The 19924-nt window shown below is 48.9% G+C and carries 20 protein-coding genes; 12 read left to right on the top strand and 8 right to left on the bottom strand.

The window, feature by feature from the left end; translation table 11 throughout:
* Window positions 1-44: 44 nt before the first annotated feature.
* Window positions 45-1025 carry a LysR family transcriptional regulator gene (locus FXV75_RS02345; RefSeq protein WP_148831007.1) on the top strand — a complete coding sequence of 327 codons (981 nt, stop codon included), beginning with the start codon at window positions 45-47 and terminating at the stop codon, window positions 1023-1025.
* Window positions 1026-1041: 16 nt separating this feature from the next.
* Here FXV75_RS02345 and FXV75_RS02340 read toward each other — a convergent pair whose 3' ends face one another.
* Complete coding sequence (locus FXV75_RS02340; protein WP_148831006.1) at window positions 1042-1263, bottom strand: DUF1653 domain-containing protein; 222 nt, start codon at window positions 1261-1263, stop codon at window positions 1042-1044.
* A gap of 174 nt (window positions 1264-1437) precedes the next feature.
* Between FXV75_RS02340 and FXV75_RS02335 the strand changes: the two genes are divergently transcribed.
* The 4 genes from FXV75_RS02335 (at window position 1438) to astB (ending at window position 6532) form a co-directional block, all read left to right on the top strand.
* A complete protein-coding gene (locus tag FXV75_RS02335) occupies window positions 1438-2451 on the top strand; it encodes an arginine N-succinyltransferase (protein WP_148831005.1) in 1014 nt (337 codons plus the stop codon).
* A gap of 80 nt (window positions 2452-2531) precedes the next feature.
* On the top strand, window positions 2532-3608 hold the full coding sequence (gene astA, locus FXV75_RS02330; RefSeq protein WP_148831004.1) for an arginine N-succinyltransferase: 1077 nt from the start codon (window positions 2532-2534) through the stop codon (window positions 3606-3608).
* Window positions 3609-3654: 46 nt separating this feature from the next.
* Window positions 3655-5214 (top strand): succinylglutamate-semialdehyde dehydrogenase, encoded by a 1560-nt coding sequence (gene astD, locus FXV75_RS02325; protein ID WP_148831003.1) that lies wholly within the window; start codon window positions 3655-3657, stop codon window positions 5212-5214.
* Window positions 5186-6532 carry an N-succinylarginine dihydrolase gene (gene astB / locus FXV75_RS02320; RefSeq protein WP_148831002.1) on the top strand — a complete coding sequence of 449 codons (1347 nt, stop codon included), beginning with the start codon at window positions 5186-5188 and terminating at the stop codon, window positions 6530-6532. Before astD ends, astB begins: the two co-directional genes overlap by 29 nt.
* Before the next feature lie 37 nt (window positions 6533-6569).
* On the opposite strand, the gene FXV75_RS02315 is transcribed toward astB, so the two are convergent.
* The 6 genes from FXV75_RS02315 to cbiB all read right to left on the bottom strand — a co-directional run bounded on the left by FXV75_RS02315 (window position 6570) and on the right by cbiB (window position 10716).
* Entirely contained in the window at window positions 6570-6902 is a 333-nt protein-coding gene (locus tag FXV75_RS02315; RefSeq protein ID WP_148831001.1) for a DUF1904 family protein, read from the bottom strand.
* A gap of 62 nt (window positions 6903-6964) precedes the next feature.
* Complete coding sequence (locus tag FXV75_RS02310; RefSeq protein WP_148831000.1) at window positions 6965-7387, bottom strand: DUF2914 domain-containing protein; 423 nt, start codon at window positions 7385-7387, stop codon at window positions 6965-6967.
* A gap of 221 nt (window positions 7388-7608) precedes the next feature.
* Window positions 7609-8106, bottom strand: a complete 498-nt coding sequence (gene gpt / locus FXV75_RS02305; RefSeq protein ID WP_148830999.1) for a xanthine phosphoribosyltransferase — start codon at window positions 8104-8106, stop codon at window positions 7609-7611.
* Between the two features lie 8 nt (window positions 8107-8114).
* On the bottom strand, window positions 8115-8654 hold the full coding sequence (cobU, locus tag FXV75_RS02300; RefSeq protein WP_148830998.1) for a bifunctional adenosylcobinamide kinase/adenosylcobinamide-phosphate guanylyltransferase: 540 nt from the start codon (window positions 8652-8654) through the stop codon (window positions 8115-8117).
* Window positions 8651-9760 carry an aminotransferase class I/II-fold pyridoxal phosphate-dependent enzyme gene (locus tag FXV75_RS02295; RefSeq protein ID WP_262368440.1) on the bottom strand — a complete coding sequence of 370 codons (1110 nt, stop codon included), beginning with the start codon at window positions 9758-9760 and terminating at the stop codon, window positions 8651-8653. Before FXV75_RS02295 ends, cobU begins: the two co-directional genes overlap by 4 nt.
* The gene (gene cbiB / locus FXV75_RS02290) at window positions 9730-10716 is read right to left on the bottom strand and encodes an adenosylcobinamide-phosphate synthase CbiB (protein WP_222863080.1); all 987 of its coding nucleotides are present in this window, start codon (window positions 10714-10716) and stop codon (window positions 9730-9732) included. Before cbiB ends, FXV75_RS02295 begins: the two co-directional genes overlap by 31 nt.
* 86 nt (window positions 10717-10802) lie before the next feature.
* Between cbiB and FXV75_RS02285 the strand changes: the two genes are divergently transcribed.
* The 5 genes from FXV75_RS02285 to FXV75_RS02265 all read left to right on the top strand — a co-directional run bounded on the left by FXV75_RS02285 (window position 10803) and on the right by FXV75_RS02265 (window position 16069).
* Complete coding sequence (locus FXV75_RS02285) at window positions 10803-12302, top strand: cobyric acid synthase (RefSeq protein ID WP_148830997.1); 1500 nt, start codon at window positions 10803-10805, stop codon at window positions 12300-12302.
* Window positions 12303-12499: 197 nt separating this feature from the next.
* Entirely contained in the window at window positions 12500-12751 is a 252-nt protein-coding gene (locus FXV75_RS02280; protein ID WP_148830996.1) for a helix-turn-helix domain-containing protein, read from the top strand.
* Window positions 12744-13088, top strand: a complete 345-nt coding sequence (locus FXV75_RS02275; RefSeq protein ID WP_148830995.1) for a HipA N-terminal domain-containing protein — start codon at window positions 12744-12746, stop codon at window positions 13086-13088. The genes FXV75_RS02280 and FXV75_RS02275 overlap by 8 nt, the downstream gene beginning before the upstream one ends.
* A gap of 472 nt (window positions 13089-13560) precedes the next feature.
* Window positions 13561-14058 (top strand): REP-associated tyrosine transposase, encoded by a 498-nt coding sequence (locus FXV75_RS02270; RefSeq protein WP_148830994.1) that lies wholly within the window; start codon window positions 13561-13563, stop codon window positions 14056-14058.
* 1513 nt (window positions 14059-15571) lie between these two features.
* Window positions 15572-16069 (top strand): REP-associated tyrosine transposase, encoded by a 498-nt coding sequence (locus FXV75_RS02265; protein WP_148830993.1) that lies wholly within the window; start codon window positions 15572-15574, stop codon window positions 16067-16069.
* A gap of 166 nt (window positions 16070-16235) precedes the next feature.
* Here the strand turns inward: FXV75_RS02265 and FXV75_RS02260 are convergent, their stop codons facing one another.
* Window positions 16236-17606, bottom strand: coding sequence for an MATE family efflux transporter (locus FXV75_RS02260; RefSeq protein ID WP_262368439.1), 1371 nt, complete (start codon window positions 17604-17606; stop codon window positions 16236-16238).
* A 347-nt stretch (window positions 17607-17953) separates the two neighbouring features.
* Here FXV75_RS02260 and FXV75_RS02255 point away from each other — a divergent pair, with 347 nt between their 5' ends.
* Together FXV75_RS02255 and FXV75_RS02250 are read left to right on the top strand one after the other, a co-directional pair.
* A complete protein-coding gene (locus FXV75_RS02255) occupies window positions 17954-18865 on the top strand; it encodes a lysine exporter LysO family protein (RefSeq protein WP_148830992.1) in 912 nt (303 codons plus the stop codon).
* 323 nt (window positions 18866-19188) lie between these two features.
* Window positions 19189-19905 carry an FKBP-type peptidyl-prolyl cis-trans isomerase gene (locus FXV75_RS02250; protein WP_148830991.1) on the top strand — a complete coding sequence of 239 codons (717 nt, stop codon included), beginning with the start codon at window positions 19189-19191 and terminating at the stop codon, window positions 19903-19905.
* Window positions 19906-19924: the final 19 nt, after the last annotated feature.

Here is a 19924-nt window from a genome sequence, read left to right as displayed (position 1 = left end):
GAAGTAAGGCGCCTGACTTTCACTATCAGCTAACGAGACACCTTATGCATTTAGACGATGTATTAAAACTGGACATTAAGTTACTCGTCGCGTTCGTCACCATTATGGAAGAAGGCAGCGTATCGCGGGCCGCAGAGCGTCTCGGCGTCACTCAGCCAGCACTGAGCAAAAGTTTGCAGCGATTGCGAGACTTGTTCAAAGATTCTCTGTTCACTCGACAAGCCTATGGGCTCAGCCCCACCGCTCGCGCGTCTGAATTGCACGACATGATCCAGCCGATTTTAAGCTCATTGTCGGAGCTGATGAGCCCCCATTCATTGGACTTAAAAAGCTTAGACAGACGTTTTAAAATGCGCGTTGATGAAGGGGATTTAGAAAATTTTATCGAACCCTTACTCGCATCACTGCAATATCAAGCACCCGGAATACGCTTATCCATCAATTCTTGGGGAGACTCGCAATTCGATGAATTGGTGTCTGGCAATGTGGATCTGGGCATCATGCGCATCAACGATACCCCGGGCAACATTCGCAGCAAACTGATTGGCTACATGGAAGCTTGCATTGTGCTAAGTGAAGCGCACCCTTTGTTTCATCAAGAAGAAGTGTCCGTCACCGACCTCTTGGCTCACAAGGTGGTGACTCATCATTTACGCAGCAACCGCAACAGCTCGTTCTCAAAAACCGAGCAAAAACTGAAACAACAAGGTCATGTGATACAGCCCAGCTTGGAGACCGACAGTTTAATGGTCGCGATGCAAGCGGTGAAACGCGGCATGGCCTTGGTCACGTCGCGCTCAATCGGAGATCTGTTTTTGCAAGTGATGTGCGAGAAAGCCAATTTCTACCCGGTCAAAATACTGCCTATTCCAAAAGAAGTCATCGAACTTGACGAGTACAATGGACAGCACCCTATCCATATTTTTTGGCATGAACGCTTTAATAACGACTTAGCCCATCGCTGGCTCAGGGAACAAATTATTTACTTTATGCGTGAATCGCCATGGATGCACTCACCTAAGTAGCCCGTTGGTAAACAGACTAACCCGCGTCGCGTTCGGCTCGCAACCACTCAAAGCGCGGGATATTCTCACCATTAATATGAACCGATTCCTGAAACATGCTGAGCGGTCGCGCCCACCAGCCAAACGCGCCGTACAACGCTTGGTAAATCACCAGTTCCTGCTCGGTTTCACTGTGGGTGGCCACTCGCTCTACCCAATACAGTGAGCCTTTATAATGCTGATAGACGCCTGCTTTCATTCTAAAACCCTCTATACTTATTAAAAATCGACTCATATAAGACGATATCAACCAATATTAAGAAATAACTGTCGCTAATACGAAAGTCACCTACTTACACACCCTAAGCATCTCAGCAATAATAACCCAATGGTTATCTGGTATTGTTCCGTTTACATCTCACTGAGGTTGTCTATGTATCTCGTTCGCCCTGTCGATTTTGCTGATTTGCCTGCCCTAGAGCGCCTTGCTCAACAAGCGGGGATCGGCATGACTAACTTCCCAGCCAACCGAGAGCGCCTAAACGACAAAATCGCCACGTCGCGTCGCTCCTTCCAAACCGACGTAATACAACCCGGCGATGAATCCTACTTGTTTGTCTTAGTGGATACCAGTAACGACCAGATTATCGGCTGCTGCGGCATGGACGCCATGGTGGGCGTTGACACGCCCTTTTACAGTTATCGCATCGACGAAGTGGTGCACGCCTCGCCACAATTGCAAATTCACAACCGAATTCCCGCGCTGTTTTTGTGCCACGACTACAGCGGCACCAGCCGTCTGATTGCCCTAGTGGTAGACAAAGCACATCAAAATCATCTGGCTATGTCTTTGTTATCTCGGGCGCGCTTGTTATTCATCGCGCGTTATCCAGAACGCTTTACCAAGCGCCTGTTTGTCGAACTGCGAGGCGAAAGTGACAAGCACGGTTATTCGGCATTTTGGGACGCATTAGGCAAACATTTTTTTACCATGGACTTCAAAAAAGCCGATTATTTATCTGGCGTAAGCAACAAAAACTTTATTGCTGAACTCATGCCACGCTACCCAATTTATGTGCCCACATTACCGCAATCTGCGCAAGACAGCATTGGCGTAGTGCACGAAAAATCCGTACAAAGCGCCGACATCTTATTGGACGAAGGCTTCGAATTTCGAGGTTATGTGGACATTTTTGACGCCGGCCCCAGCATAGAAGCACGAACCGAAAGCCTGCACACTATATCGCAACATAAAACTGACAAAGCCTTGAGTCTACCCCATGCGGCAAAGGGCACCACATACCTTATTGCCGCTGGGCATTTAGAGCATTTTCGAGTCACAGCCGCCCAGGCAGAGCCTCAAATTGCTGGGCTTGGGTTGGAAAAATCCACCCAAGAACACCTAGGAATAGGCGCTGGTGGTCGCGTCCAATGGATCACACTGTAAAGCGGCGCACACAAACACGATGAACACCCAAAATACATACGTTCAACTTACAAATAATAAACACAACAAGGAACACCACCATGATGGTCATCCGCCCTATTTGTCAAAATGACCTAACCTCACTCTGTCGTTTGGCCGAAAAAACAGGCATTGGCTTCACCTCGCTGGTCAATGATGAAACGCGATTACAAAAAAAAATCGACGGCGCCGTGCACTCTTTCACCAAAGACACGGTCAGCACGCCCAATAACGAAGATTACTTAATGGTACTCGAAGACAGCACGACCGGTGACATCGTCGGCACCTGTGGCATTTTAGCGACCGTTGGCCTAGACGAGCCGTTCTACAGTTATCACCTTGGCACCATCACCCATGCCTCTCGAGAATTGGGCGTCCACAACGCCGTGCCTACCTTGATATTGAACAACGATTTCACCGGATTCAGTGAAATTTGTACTTTGTTTTTGGAGGAAGATTACCGCCATTCCAAAAATGGTCAATTACTGTCTAAATCTCGTTTTATGTTCATGGCGCAATTTCCCGAGCGCTTTACGGAAAAAGTCTTCGCCGAAATGCGTGGCGTAAGTGATGACAACGGCGTATCGCCCTTTTGGGAGAGCTTAGGGCGGCATTTCTTTTCGATCGATTTCAAAGAAGCCGACGAGCTCACCGCTCAAGGGAACAAACAATTTATCGCCGAGCTCATGCCAAATAATCCGGTGTACGTCAACTTGCTGCCCAAAGCCGCCCGAGAGGTACTGGGCAAGGTACACACCAACACCGCACCGGCGCGACGTTTGCTGGAACAAGAAGGCTTTCGTTACGAAAACTACGTGGACATTTTTGATGGTGGCCCAAGTTTAGAAGCCCGCGTGCAAGACATTCGCGCCGTACGTGACAGCCGTATTTGCCTCGCTAACATTCAAACCGCTAACACGACCAACACCGCACACTGTTCAAACCGTTCAAACAGCACAAACGAGGGCAACCATTATTTAGTCTCTAACACCAAGGTGGCGGATTTTCGTTGTATCTTGATCCAGCGTCCGACGCCCATCGGCAGCGCCATGAGCCTAACGCAAGAAGAAGCCGATTGCCTATGCGTCAGTCACAAAGAACCGTTGCGCATCGTCGAATTGTCCCCTTATTCACGGTAATCCAGCGGCTATTTAATGAAATATTAAGCGAACAAAAGGAGCCATCATGAGCAAATTACAGCAAGCACATTACATTAATGGTCAGTGGGTCTCTGGCGCAGGCCATGCTTTTCAGTCAATCGACCCCGCCGACGCCAGCCTCGTATGGCAAGCCAATACCGCAACAACTGAACAAGTAGACATGGCGATTGTCGCAGCGCGAGCGGCATTTCCGGCGTGGGCGAACCGCCCTTTAGAAGAACGCTTGAGCATCCTCGACGACTTCGCCGCCTTGGTAAAAGAACACAGTGAACAGATCGCCACCTTAATCAGCCGCGAAACGGGCAAGCCCATTTGGGAAACCCGTACCGAAGCCGCTGCAATGGTCGGCAAAATCGCCATTTCGCAACAGGCGTACCACGAACGTACCGGCGAAAAAACCACGCCAATGCCCGGCGCTACCGCCCGTTTGCGTCATCGGCCCCATGGGGTTGTGGCGGTATTTGGTCCGTATAACTTCCCGGGGCATTTACCCAATGGCCACATCGTACCGGCATTGATCGCGGGCAATACCGTGGTATTTAAACCCAGCGAACAAGCCCCCGCCACGTCGGACTTCATTGTCCAGTTGTGGCAACAAGCCGGCTTACCTGGCGGCGTATTGAACTTGGTCCAAGGCGAACGCGACACCGGCGTCGCTCTGGCAAATCACCACGGCATCGATGGCCTGTTTTTTACTGGTAGCCCGCAAGTCGGCCACATGTTGCATCACGACTTTGCAGGTCATCCGGGGAAAATTCTTGCACTAGAAATGGGCGGTAATAACCCTCTCTTGGTCTCGGAAAAAGTCGCCGACCAACGCGCCGCGGTGCACGAAATCATCCAATCAGCGTTTCTTTCCGCTGGACAACGTTGCACGTGCGCCCGTCGATTATTACTGCCAAAAGGCGCCGTAGGCGACGCGATTTTGCAGTCGCTTATCACGGCAACCAAAAACATACTGATCGACCGCTTTGACGCCACAACACAACCGTTTATGGGGCCTGTTGTTTCCGCACAAGCCGCCGATGGTTTGCTGCAAGCCTATCAGAAACTCATCGACCTAGGTGCCACTTCACTGCTTGACATGACGCGCGGCGACGCTCATACCGGGTTTATCACGCCGGGTATTATTGACGCCACACACATTCAAGACCGCTTACCAGACCAAGAATACTTTGGCCCCTTGCTCACCGTAATTCGTTACGACTCGTTAGATCAAGCGATGGCCATCGCCAACCACACTCAATACGGTTTATCTGCCGGCCTATTGTCCGACGATGCCACAGAATATGCGTGGTTTTTGCAGCACAGTCGCGCTGGCATTATTAACTGGAACCGTCAAACCACCGGCGCCTCCAGTAATGCGCCATTTGGCGGCACCGGCGCCAGCGGCAATCACAGAGCGAGCGCTTACTACGCGGCAGATTACTGTGCTTACCCTGTTTCTAGTATTGAAGCAGACAGCCTAACCCTGCCAGAAACACTGGGACACGGCCTCAGCTTGTCAATGTTACGAGCCTCACAAGATTCATCACACAACGAAAAAAGAGAGCATTATGAGCACAGCGACAGAAGCCAATTTTGATGGTTTAGTGGGCCCAACCCATAATTACAGCGGCCTATCCTTTGGTAATGTCGCTTCATTAAACAACTCAGCACGCGCGTCCAACCCCAAAGCGGCTGCGAAACAAGGCTTAACCAAAATGAAAGCCTTGGCGGACATGGGCTTTGTACAAGGTGTGCTCGCGCCTCACGAACGCCCCCATATTCCTACCTTGCGACGTTTGGGCTTCCGTGGCAGCGACGCACATATTTTGCAACAAGCCGCAAAACACGCGCCCAAATTGCTCGCGGCCGTGAGCTCGGCGTCTTGTATGTGGACCGCCAACGCCGCGACCGTTTCGCCCAGTGGCGACACCAGCGACCAGCGGGTGCATTTTACGCCTGCCAACTTGGTGAACAAATTCCACCGCTCCATTGAACACGAAACCACCGGCGCGATTTTGCGAGCCACTTTCCGTGACGAGCGACATTTTGCCCATCATGACGCGCTGCCCAGTGTGGATACATTAGGAGACGAAGGCGCCGCCAATCACACGCGCTTTTGTCACGATTATGGCGAGCAAGGGGTGGCGTTTTTTGTTTACGGAATGGAAGCGTTCAACACCCACGCACCACGCCCAAGGACATTCCCAGCGCGTCACACTGTAGAAGCCTCCCAAGCCGTGGCGCGTCAGCATGGTTTGTCAGCGCATCAAGTGGTGTACGCACAACAAAACCCCGCCGTGATCGACGCTGGAGTGTTTCATAACGACGTGATCGCCGTTGGCAACCGCAATGCGCACTTTTACCATCAGGATGCGTTTTTAGACACGGCTAAAATGAAAGCCGAATTACTCACCGCATGGGGCGATCGTACGTCTAAATTCCATCTGATTGAAGTGCCTCGCGCAGACGTATCGGTACAAGACAGCATTCAATCCTATCTGTTCAACAGTCAGCTACTGAGCCGCGGTGACGATGACATGGTGTTGGTCGTACCAGGGGAATGTGAAAATAACTCGGCGGTGTGGGCGTATTTGAATGGCTTAGTAACTGGCCATTCTCCCATCAATGAAGTGAAAATATTCGATTTGAAACAAAGTATGAGCAATGGCGGCGGTCCTGCGTGTTTGCGCCTTCGTGTCGCCTTAACCGACGCAGAGCGCCAAGCCATTAATCCTGCCACTTTAATGAACGACACCCTGTTTGAGCGCCTAAACCTTTGGGTCGACAAGCATTATCGCGACGAATTGTATGAAAAAGACCTCGCCGACCCCATGCTGCTCATCGAAAGCCGTAACGCCTTAGACGAACTCACTCGACTTCTCAACCTAGGAAATGTGTACGAATTTCAGCCGTAAAGTCCGAGCAAAATAAGCGACTTTAAAAGTGTTACGCTCAAAAATGCTCGCCGTTTTCATAGTAGTCTTTGCCTTGCAGGTCGCGGAATAACACGGTGATGTCTTGGCCGCTGTCGACCAAAGGCCTAATGAGATCTTCAATGACAAGGGCGACTTTGCGTTTTACTTCGTCCCCTCGGTCAAACCACACTACTTCAAACAATGGATAAGCAGGCGATGCACCACCGACCACAAGGTAAGTCGTCGCTTGGTATTCCAAGGTAAAATGCGAGTTGGGGGTGTCGGTTATTTCTGCGAGATTTTCAACCAAAATATCAGCGATCGACTCAAGCTCGTCAAACGCCATTCCACGTACCCGTAAATGCGGCATAACTCCCCTTACCTATTATTAAAGCGGTTCACAAGCACAAAAGAGCGCACCGAGGCTCATCATTAGCCTTCGTCGACATAATCAAATGAATGACTTTCAATGACCTTGCCATCGAGCAAAATGTCAATGCGCCAAGTGCCATCAAAGCCCGGCATCAGGCGCTTACTGGACCACACACGCCAACGGTCACCTCCTATATCAAAGGCCACATCCGCTTGCTCTTCGCCATCTAATGTCCAACGATGAATGACTTGACGGCCACCCATGTCTCGCAAATCGGTAAAAAAATACACCCGCTGAATTTCGCCGTATTCGACTGTAACAACAGGGCCGACATCATCGATGGGTTCACGGTCAATAACGTCCGTTGTGAACTGAGCGCGAGCCACCGTCCCTAAAACCACAGGGGCTTCGGCTGCAGCGGGTAACACCACCAAAAAGGACACAAAACCAGCCAACATAACTCGAATTAGCGATTGCCACATATTCACTTCCTATTGCGTCATAAAGGTCATTGTTAACGACATAACAAAGAAAATTACCCAACACTCACCAGCGTAACCTCCCTGTTCATTTCGCTACTAACCTTAGATCTAAACACAAAGTCACCCTACAAAGAAATAAAAGGCCACAAAAATTTGTCGCCTTTTGTAATAATATTTTCTCAACACAACGGACTGAGATGTTAATCCATGGTTAATCCATCTTACTTTTCTTGGCGATTCGCCAACGGCGTCGAAAACGTGTATTCCATGTCCCAAGGAAAACGAATCCAAGTATCTTGGCTGACTTCAGTAATAAAGGTGTCCACCAATGGCTTGCCCGCAGGCTTAGCGTAAATCGTTGCAAAGTGTGCTTTTGGCAACATTTCACGGACTTTCGCCGCCGTGCGACCCGTATCGACTAAATCATCCACTAAAATAAAGCCCTCTCCGTCGCCTTCCACGCCTTTTAACACGTCCAAGTCGCCTTGTTTCATTGCGCCTTGGCCCGCTTCGCCGTCTTTGTAGCTGACAATGCAAATCGTATCGATCAAGCGAATGTCCATTTCACGACACAAGATTGCCGCCGGTACCAGACCGCCACGGGTGATCGCAATAATGCCTTTCCACGGTCCCTGCTCAAGCAAACGCCAAGATAAAGCGCGAGCGTTGCGGTGCAATTCTTCCCAGGATACAGGGAAATCTTTTGAGTAAGGGGTCATGAAAGCTCCTAGGCTTTTGCTATTAAGGATGTAGAAAGCGATTTTAGCGGCATCGGTAGCCCGGCCGCAACTAAAGTTACCCGATCGGTCAATGTTGCCAGCGCCTGATTCATCGCACCCGCTTCGTCCCCAAAGCGCCGCGCCAAGGCGTTCATCGGCATAATACCCAAGCCGACTTCACTGGATACCAATACCAAGTCGCCTTTAAATTCGCTCACAGCGCGCAACAAGTCTTGCTTTTCTTGCGCCAGCCGAGCCTCGTCGTCGAGGCACAATAAGTTTGTCAGCCACAAAGTAAAGCATTCGATGATCACCGCTTGCTCTGGTGAATTGAGCGAATCTAACACCTCAGCGAGCGCCAAGGGCTCTTCGATCAAACGCCAATCACTGGGCCGACGGGTTTGATGCAAGCGAACGCGTTCGGCCATGTCTTCATCCCAAACTTGCGTGGTCGCTACGTAACACACGGGTTTTTCACAAGCGGCAATTTCTTCTTCAGCGTAAGCGCTTTTGCCACTGCGTACACCGCCTAATACTAAATGCTTCATACTAAATTTCGCCCTCCCACGTCTTTTAATAAGCGAATCAGCGCGGCATTCAAGGCATCCATTTCCGCCAGCGCGGGCAACGCAACCCGAACCCAGCCATCACCCAAACGCACATGAATGCCCACTTTATGTAACCAATCGAACACCTGTTGGCCGTACTCTGAATCGACAAACCAAGTCACAAATAAAGGATTAACGACCTTGTCTTGGGAGTCAAAAATGGTATTGAACTTGGGCATGATGCGCTCCACAAAAGCCGCTTGTCGTACCTTGAGACTTGCTAAAGCGTGAGTGTGCCACGCGGTGTCCGCCAGCGCCAAGGTCACCAAATGCAAACTCGGTGTCGCCACCGGCCAAGGCCCTAGTAAATTGTTCAGCGCATTTTGCCAACGAGAATGACAAAAAACAAAACCAACGCGCGCACCGGCTAAGCCAAAGAATTTGCCCACAGAACGCAGCACAAACAAAGACTCGCTCACATCAGACGGAGCTTGAGTCATCAAGACACTGCGCTCAGGACAAGGGTCAATAAAAGCCTCGTCAATGATCAGATGCGCCCCCTGTTGCTCGGCATGCGTGATCAATTGCGCGATGCAATCCGCCGTCGCCCATTCTCCGGTCGGGTTATTCGGCTGAATCACCACCGCAACGTCCCAACGCTGGGTTAACAGCTCACTCAGTGCGTCGTAATAGACCAGATCGTAACCCCACTTTTGCCAAGCAAACGCGTGTTCTTGGTAACCGATACGTGGCACAAAAGCCCGCATGCGCACCGCCACGTCACGGACAGGAAGTGCGTGTTTTAACAACACCGGCAAACACTCAATGATGTGCTGAGACCCGGCACCAATCGCACTCGGGCGATGCGTAAAATACGTCTCGGCTTCGTCAAGGAGCGCGGTCTGATCGGGTAAATTCATCCACAGGCTGGCATCAACCTCAGGCACCGGCCAAGGTTCACGATTGCACGCCGACGATAAGTCCAACCAATGCAACGCTGCGTTGCCGACTTTTCGCTGCCAATATGCCAAGTCACCGCCGTGTTTTGGGGGGGTACTTTCTAATAAGGACGATTTTAGAACAACAGCCACAGTAACAACCCCCATAAATACACGCTTTTATCCACCAGCAAAATCGCCTCTTTTACATGATGTGGTTGGGGCGCATCGCCGTCGGTGTCACCCAAAATCGGTCTGGTTTCCATTTTACCAAAATACGGCGCTTCACCGCCTAGCTTCACGCCTAAAGCACCGGCACCTGCCGCCATCACAGGGCCAGCGTTGGGGCTTTTCCAACGAGCCGATGGCTGTTTTGCGCTGCGGATCGCGCTCTTCCAACGCCCACATACCGCGTAGGTGTATACCACTAATCGCGCCGGCACATAGTTTAATACGTCATCCACACGGGCCGCGCACCAGCCAAAATGCAGCCACTCAGCCGTTTTATAGCCCCACATGGCGTCCAAGGTATTCGCCAATCGATACAAGAGGACACCCGGCGCACCGAGTAACATAAACCAAAAAATCGGCGCAAAAATCGCATCGCTGCCGTTTTCCAACACCGACTCAATGCCCGCCTTGGCCACCGCGCTGTCGTCAAGATTTTGCGTATCACGGCTCACAATGTAACTGACCGCGACACGGGCTTGATCTAGCTTATCCTCGGTTAACGGCACCGCAGACAAGGGCTGATAAATCGCCAACGCGTGTTCGCGCAGACTCTGCCAACCAATCGCAAAGTACAACACCAACACAGACACTACGTTGTCGAGCCAACCGGGCAAACACCAAAATACCGCCAGTAACATCGCGACCCAAGGTAATACCGCTAGTAGCCAAGCCAACACACCAACGAGACGTTGACGAATCAGGCTTGCGTCGGTGGGTATTTGCAATTGCTGTCGGCACAGGTCGACCCAACGGCCAAACCAAATCAGCGGATGCCAGCTTTTTGGCTCGCCCAATAATCGGTCTAGCACCAAGGCCGCCACCAGCATAAAACCTGTATGGGAAAGATCACCAAAGAAACCGTTGAAAATACTGTCTAAAATAGAAAGGGTCATGAATATAGGTCGTTTTTTCACGTCATAGAAGAAGAAGGTAAGGTAGAATTCTACCACCTAATTGATTTAAAGCGTGATATCCCTGAATGACAGCCTTTAGTTTAATGGTGCAAGGCACCACCTCAGACGCCGGAAAAAGCACCTTGGTCACCGCCTTATGTCGTTTACTGGCACGACGCGGCATCACGGTGGCGCCTTTCAAGCCACAAAACATGGCCCTAAATAGTGCTGTCACCCAAGACGGCAACGAGATCGGCCGCGCCCAAGCTGTGCAAGCCTACGCCGCGGGCATTGCGCCTCATGTGGACATGAACCCCATTTTGCTCAAGCCGAATACCGACACCGGCGCGCAGGTCATTATCCAGGGTAAAGCCATTGGCAACATGAACGCCGTGGGCTATCACGAATACAAAAGCGTCGCCAAAGCCGCGGCATTAGAATCCTATTACCGACTGGCGGGGCAATACGAGGCGATGATGATTGAAGGCGCGGGCAGCCCGGCGGAAATCAACTTGCGCGCACGAGACATTGCCAACATGGGCTTTGCTGAAAGCGTCGATTGTCCGGTGATTATTATCGCTGACATCGACAAAGGCGGCGTGTTTGCCCACCTCGTTGGCACGTTAGATTTGCTCAGTCAAAACGAACAAGATCGGGTGATTGGTTTTGTGATCAACCGCTTTCGTGGCGACATCAGCTTGCTGCAATCGGGCTTGGATTGGCTCGAAGCGCGCACCGGCAAACCCGTGTTGGGCGTGCTGCCTTATTTAATGGGCTTTCATCTGGAATCGGAAGACGCGGTCACCAAAAGCCCGCTGAAAACCGACACCAAAGCCTTGCTGCAAGTGGTTATTCCAATTTTACCCCGCACCAGCAACCACACCGATTGGGATGCCCTGCGCTTACATCCCAACGTGCAAGTCACCCTCGTAGGCGCCAACGACGCCATTCCGCCAGCGGATTTGATCATTCTGCCCGGCAGCAAAAGCGTACAGAGTGATTTGGCGTTTTTACGCGACCAAGGTTGGGAAGCGCATTTAAACAAACATTTAAGATACGGCGGAAAAGTCATGGGGATTTGCGGCGGCTTTCAAATGCTCGGCGACACGTTAAGCGACCCACTCGGCTTGGAAAATCAACACGCCAACACCCAATGCGCCGGCTTTGGTTTGATTCCTATGGACACCGTGCTAGAAAAAGACAAACAACTCAAACAACGCCATGGCACACTGGCCTTTACCGAACAATCAACCAAGGTAACCGGCTATGAAATTCACTCAGGCGTGTCGCGCTTTTCCACCACCGTAACGCCCTTCAGCGCATTAGAAAACGGCGAACAAGAAGGCTATATGTCCGCCGACCAACACATCATCGGCACCTACCTCCACGGCGTCTTTGATCATCCAGACGCCCTTGCGGCACTACTGCACTGGGCAGGCGTCACCCATGCCGAGCATTTCGACTACGACCAACTCCGCGACAAGGAAATCAACCGCCTCGCCGACAGCACCGAACAACACATAAACATCGACGCACTGATCAAACAGTGCCGAGATTTTCAACAACGCCCCCGAAAGGCATTATAAACGAAGCGGCTTTTTATCATGGGAAATGCCGTTCTAATTAATTCCCGTAGGGCATCATGAGCGAAACGTCGGATAACGCCTCGTGCCTCGTCTCACTTCATCCTATCTTATCTTTACGGGTTGCATAGCCTTCGTTTTTGTTTAATATATTAAACATTTATTATCATATTGTTTTTTTGTAAGGTATTTTAAACGCTATGGATTTTCAAGGGTTAGGGCAATTTGTTAAGCAGTCGCGTAAAGCGCAGGGCATCAGTCAGCAGCAAATGGCGGATGACTTAGGGTTCGCGCGTGCCACTCTAAGCGGCTTTGAAAGCGGTCGTGTAGCGGACATTGGTCTTCGTAAAGTGTTAAACATGTTTGATTATCTGCAGCTTGAGTTGTCGCCGCAAACAGCGAGTTCATTACCCACTTTTGAGTCCCTAATAGCTGAGCGTCGCAATGACTAAATTAGAGGTTTGTATCAGCCGATCCCCCGTTGCGTGTTTGGCAAAAGAGTCTGATGAATTTTTGCTTAATTATTCGAGCAACGATCCATCGTATTTTGTCTCCTTAACCATGCCCGTCCGCGCAAAAAGTTATTCCTCAAATCAGCTTTTCCCTATTTTTGAGATGCATTTACCAGAAGGTTATCTGCTATCTGTGATAAAAAAACATTTTTCAAAACTGGCGCCAACGGATGATTTTGGTTTACTCGCTTTACTGGCGGATAGGGTTCAGGGGCGTTTGTCTTATGGCTCAGATTTAAAAGCTGACGGCTTTTTATCACGGGAAATGCCGTTTTAATTAGGCCAAATATACGATGGTTTCGTAGGGCATCATGAGCGAAGCGGCTTTTTATCACGGGAAATGCCGTTTTAATTAGGCCAAATATACGATAGTTTTGTAGGGCATCATGAGCGAAGCGGCTTTTTATCACGGGAAATGCCGTTTTGATTAGGCCAAATGGATGATGGTTTTGTAGGGCATCATGAGCGAAGCGTAATGTGCCGTTTTAATTAGGCCAAATATACGATGGTTTCGTAGGGCATCATGAGCGAAGCGGCTTTTTATCATGGGAAATGCCATTTTGATTAGGCCAAATGGATGATGGTTTTGTAGGGCATCATGAGCGAAGCGTAATGTGCCGTTTTAATTAGGCCAAATATACGATGGTTTCGTAGGGCATCATGAGAAATGCTGTTTTACAAAACAAGGTTGATGATTAACATAAAATGGTGCTAAAACTACAAAAATATGGATAAAAAGGTGGGTATGGATGCCAAACTACGTAAGAAGCAAACAAAAAGGTGGTACGTTCTTCTTTACCGTCGCTCTTCAAAACCGTCAATCTTGTTTATTAATTGACCATATCGACTTGCTACGTGAGAGCGTTCGTTACGTCAAATCGCGACGACCTTTTACCATTGTGGCTTGGGTTGTTTTACCAGACCATATTCATGCCGTTTGGACATTACCCGATGGCGACAACGACTTTTCAAGGCGTTGGCAACTTATCAAAACGCTCTTTACTAAAAAACTCAAAGCAACAACTCAATACAAACACAGCATTTGGCAGAAACGGTTCTGGGAACATGAAATTCGCACATCAGACGATTTAACAGCACATATCAATTATTGTTACTTAAACCCTGTAAAACATGGCCTTGTTGCCTCAACACATGAATGGCCGTATTCAAGCTTTCACCGTGATGTTCAACGCCATCTATTTGACCATAATTGGAACAGCATCATTTCAGATAAAAACGAAAAATAACACCAATGTACAGATAAACTGGCACCACAATAGTTTTTTAGAGCGTCAGATTACACCTCGTGCCTCGTCTCATCTGACCTACAAGTGATGTGCCATTTTGATTAGGCCAAAAAGACGATGGTTTCGTAGGGCATCATAAGCGAAGCGGTTTTTTATCATGGAAAATGCCATTTTGATTAGGCCAAATAGACGATGGTTTTGTAGGGCATCATGAGCGAAGCGTAATGTGCCGTTTTGATTAGGCCAAATAGATGATGATTTTGTGGGGTATCATGAGCGAAGCGGCTTTTTATCACGGGAAATGCCGTTCTAATTAATTTCCGTAGGTCGTCATAAGTTAAACGTCAGATTACACCTCGTGCCTCGTCTCATCTGACCTACAAGTGATGTGCCATTTTGATTAGGCCAAATAGACGATGGTTTCGTAGGGCATCATGAGCGAAGCGATATGTGCCGTTTTGATTAGGCCAAATATACGATAGTTTTGTAGGGCATCATGAGCGAAGCGGCTCTTTATCACGGGAAATGCCGTTTTGATTAGGCCAAATATACGATGGTTTTGTAGGGCGTCATGAGCGAAGCGGCTTTTTATCACGGGAAATGCCGTTCTAATTAATTTCCGTAGGTCGTCATAAGTTAAACGTCAGATTACGCCTCGTGCCTCGTCTCATCTGACCTACAAGTGATGCGCTGCTCTAATTAGGCCAAATAGATGATGGTTTTGTAGGGCATCATGAGCGAAGCGTAATGTGCCGTTCTAATTAATTTCCGTAGGTCGTCATGAGTTAAACGTCAGATTACGCCTCGTGCCTCGTCTCATCTGACCTACAAGTGATACGCCGTTGCACATCATGAGCGAAGCGGCTTTTTATCATGGGAAATGCCATTTTGATTAGGCCAAATGGATGATGGTTTTGTAGGGCATCATGAGCGAAGCGTAATGTGCCGTTTTAATTAGGCCAAATATACGATAGTTTCGTAGGGCATCATGAGCGAAGCGTAATGCGCCGTTTTAATTAGGCCAAATGGATGATGGTTTTGTGGGGTATCATGAGCGAAGCGGCTTTTTATCACGGGAAATGCCATTCTAATTAATTTCCGTAGGTCGTCATAAGTTAAACGTCAGATTACGCCTCGTGCCTCGTCTCATCTGACCTACAAGTGATGCGTCGTTTTGATTAGGCCAAATGGATGATGGTTTTGTAGGGCATCATGAGCGAAGCGGCTTTTTATCACGGGAAATGCCGTTTTAATTAGGCCAAATATACGATAGTTTTGTAGGGCATCATGAGCGAAGCGGCTTTTTATCATGGGAAATGCCATTTTGATTAGGCCAAATGGATGATGGTTTTGTAGGGCATCATGAGCGAAGCGTAATGTGCCGTTTTAATTAGGCCAAATATACGATGGTTTCGTAGGGCATCATGAGAAATGCTGTTTTACAAAACAAGGTTGATGATTAACATAAAATGGTGCTAAAACTACAAAAATATGGATAAAAAGGTGGGTATGGATGCCAAACTACGTAAGAAGCAAACAAAAAGGTGGTACGTTCTTCTTTACCGTCGCTCTTCAAAACCGTCAATCTTGTTTATTAATTGACCATATCGACTTGCTACGTGAGAGCGTTCGTTACGTCAAATCGCGACGACCTTTTACCATTGTGGCTTGGGTTGTTTTACCAGACCATATTCATGCCGTTTGGACATTACCCGATGGCGACAACGACTTTTCAAGGCGTTGGCAACTTATCAAAACGCTCTTTACTAAAAAACTCAAAGCAACAACTCAATACAAACACAGCATTTGGCAGAAACGGTTCTGGGAACATGAAATTCGCACATCAGACGATTTAACAGCACATATCAATTATTGTTACTTAAACCCTGTAAAACATGGCCTTGTTGCCTCAACACATGAATGGCCGTATTCAAGCTTTCACCGTGATGTTCAACGCCATCTATTTGACCATAATTGGAACAGCATCATTCCAGATAAAAACGGAAAATAACACCAATGTACAGATAAACTGGCACCACAATAGTTTTTTAGAGCGTCAGATTACACCTCGTGCCTCGTCTCATCTGACCTACAAGTGATGCGTCGTTTTGATTAGGCCAAATATACGATGGTTTTGTAGCACATCATGAGCGAAGCGGCTTTAATTAAACGCCGGATTACGCCACTTCCCGTGGCGAGGCGATGCGTTTGCCTTCATAGCGACGTAGGACGATTTGAAAGCGCACGATGAGTATGGCGGCTAACACGGTTAAACCGGTGCCTAAGCCGATGTAAAAACCGCGTAATGACAAGGTATCGGCCCAAGGGCTGTAGTGTGATAACCAAAAACCAAAGGGCATGCTAAAGCCAAATAAAGATACGGCGAAGGCGATCATGGTGGAGCGCGTTTCACGAAAGCCACGCAGTGCGCCGGTAAATACGGTTTGTAGCATGTCGGGGAATTGGTAACAGGACGAGATCAATAGGATACTCGCGGCCAACGCCACCACTTCTGCGTTGTTGCTGAAGATATACGGGATCTCGTTGTGAAAGACCTGTGTAATGGTGAAGCAGGTTGCCACGTAACCCAAGCCAAGCCAAACAATCACGCGAATGCGTTTTCTCACACCGCCAACGCCTTCTTTCGACATGGCTTTCGCGACGACAATCGCCGTTACCGCGCTCATTGCCATCATCGGGGTAAACAAGAAAGACGTGTATGACATGACGATTTGTCCGCCACCTAACGCTAAATCCCCAAACGACGAAATCAACCAAGTCATCGATGAAAACAGCCCAACTTCAAACGCAAACGCAAAGCCCGCTGGCGCGCCAACGTTCAGTAAAATGCCGAATTTTCGAGTATAACGCCACACAAGGCGGGTAAATAAAGGTCTCTTGTTGATAAATCGGTCGTACACAAAAAACATCGACACGGCCAAATACAACGACAAGGCCGACGCTAACGCCGCGCCTTCAACACCCATTTCAGGAAAGCCAAACTTGCCGAAAATCAGCACATAGTTAAACAGAATGTTCAGTATCAAGCCGGTACTGGCAACAAATAAAGGAAAACCTGGACGCCCAGCGGCTTCAAATAAATTTTTGTAGGCGGTCATTAATGCCAGCATCGGCAAAGCGGGCGCGAAAATATACAAATACGACACAGCAACGCGGCGAGTTTCTTCTTCCGTCGCCATCATGGACGCAAAAATCGGCAAAATAAACACCGCCACCAGACTGGCGACTAAGCCCAACACCACGCACAAACCAACGGCTTGGGACATGTACAGATTGACGAGTTTCGGCTGTCGACCATGCAAATGGCGAGTGACCAGCGGCGTAAGCCCAAAGGTCACCCCAATCATAAAGCAACCCACCGGCAACCATAAGCTCGACGCTAATCCCACTGCCGCCAAATGCAAGGCACTGTAATGCCCTAACATAATGGTATCGACCACACTGATCGACAGCTCCAACGTCATGGTTAACACCATAGGAAACAACAAATGCAGCACTTCTTTTAACACAGGAAAACGCTTAACCACACATCACCGCCGACTGTCCGTAGCTGTTCATTATGACTCATGCAAAAACACACACATTAGCCGCGCAATTTACCACCGATCGCTCGACAATGCACTTGGCTTGTCCTTTGGTCTAATCGTGAGCCCGTATTTGGTTGGGATCTTGAATATGATACAAAAACATCGTCAATGTATGTATTAATTGGTGATAAAAGCAAGTATTGAAAATCAGAAGACACTAAAGCGATGTAAAGCAAGGCCTATGCTTGCCTTGTATTTCACGACAAATACCTTGAAAATGCCGCTTCGTTATTTCCATCGCGCTGACATTTACCCTTCATTGACGTTTTCAAGGCAGATCTCCTGACATGACCATTCTGATCACGCTCGGCCCCTTATTAATCGCACTTTTTATGGGGTATTGGATCAATATCAAGGTGTTCACTCCGCAACGGGTGGCGAAAGGGTTGGAACAGCTGGTGTATCTGATTCTTGGCCTCATCGGTTTTAGCCTTGGCGCGTTGGATAACTTGGCAGAAAAGCTGCTTATCGCAGGTTATCAGGCGGTTGTGTTTTTTGTGTTGATCAGTGTGTTGAGTTTATCTGGCTTGTATTTGAGCGGTTTACGCTTTGGCGGCACGCATGCGAGCCGTTTGGGACAAGGGCCTTCTGACACCAAAACCAATGCCTTGATGGATGCCGTGAAAACCATAGCGTGGGTGATCGGTGGCGTGGTGGTTGGGCTGCTCACCAAAGACTGGCTCACGGGCATAGACGAGCTCGTTACCGGCTTATTGTATGTGTTGCTGTTTCTTGTCGGCTGCCAACTTCGCCAAGGCAATCATCGTTTGCGTAAGCTGTTGTTAAACGCCCAAGGGGCGATCATCGCCTTAGTAACCATCACGACGACGTTGCTGGCCGGCTGGCTTGGCAGCCTCATTTTAGGGTTAAGCTGGAATCAAGGGCTGGCGGTGGTGTCGGGCTTTGGTTGGTACAGTTTATCGGGGATTTTGATCACTGGCTTAGGCAACCCTGTACTGGGCACGACGGCATTTTTACTCGACCTCGGACGTGAAATTCTCGCCTTGAGCTTAATCCCCTTCTTGGCGCGACTCAACAGCCACATGTCCGTCGGCTATTCTGGCGCTACCGCCATGGACTTCACCCTACCCATGTTGGGCAAATTTCACGGGGCACAAATCGTTCCCGTGTGCATCGCCAGCGGCTTTATTATGAGCATTTTGGTGCCGGTGTTGATTCCCTTGTTCATGAGAGTTTAATTCGCCTCTCATGCCAAGCACCAAGCCGCTTTTAACGAGTTGCTCTTAGCAAACTACTCTTAAGAAACCACTCTAAACAAACCAAAAACATCACAAACTGTACACTCAAATGTCAATAACAAGTAAAAAAGTCCATTGACTCGCCTATTAACATTAAATTGGCATAAACGGTCTAATTTATGTTAGAAAACATATGTTATAAAGGAATGACCAATCTGACTTAGCAAAGCACAAGGCGTACACCAATGTTTCTGCTTTGCTGTCGCTTGTTTTAACCTAATACTTTATTCAGTACTAAATTAACAAACAATGGAACGCTTTTTATGAAAAAAACACTTATCGCGGCGCTGGTTATGTCTTCTGTTTCTATGGCCCACGCCGACGACAGCGCGGTTACCCTCGAGTCTCAAGGACAACGCCTAGGTTACAGCATCGGCACCATGTTTGGCTCTCGTATGACGCAAGACTTCGCCGAATTGGACATGGACACCTTCATGGCAGGCTTTAAAGACGCGTTCGATGGCAAAGAGCCATTAATGAGCATGGAAGAAGTCACACAGACTATTCAGTCGTACCAGCAAGAACAAATGCAAAAAGCACAGCTAGAACAAGAAAAAGCCTCTGCAGAAGCACTCGCGGCGGCCAGCGCTTGGTTGGCTGAAAAAGAAGCCGAAGACGGCGTGATGAAAACAGATTCTGGCTTGCTTTACAAAGTCATCTCCCAAGGTGATGGTGCCATGCCAACCGAAACGGACACAGTAGAAGTCGACTACGAAGGCAGCCTCACCGACGGCACCGTATTTGACAGCTCTTATAAGCGCGGTGAATCTATCAGCTTCCCACTAAACGGCGTGATTCCTGGCTGGACAGAAGGCTTGCAACTGATGGCAGTGGGGTCTAAATACGAACTCTACATCCCAGCCGACCTCGCCTACGGCCCTGGCGGCACCGGCCCTATTCCACCTAACTCAGCATTGAAATTTGTTGTGGAACTGCACAACATAGTGAACGAAAACGCCGAAGAAGAAACTGCAAAATAACGCGTTCTTTATTGCTGTG

This window comes from Marinomonas sp. IMCC 4694 (assembly GCF_008122525.1).
GTDB lineage: Bacteria > Pseudomonadota > Gammaproteobacteria > Pseudomonadales > Marinomonadaceae > Marinomonas.
This window is presented reverse-complemented; position numbering and strand designations above follow the sequence as displayed.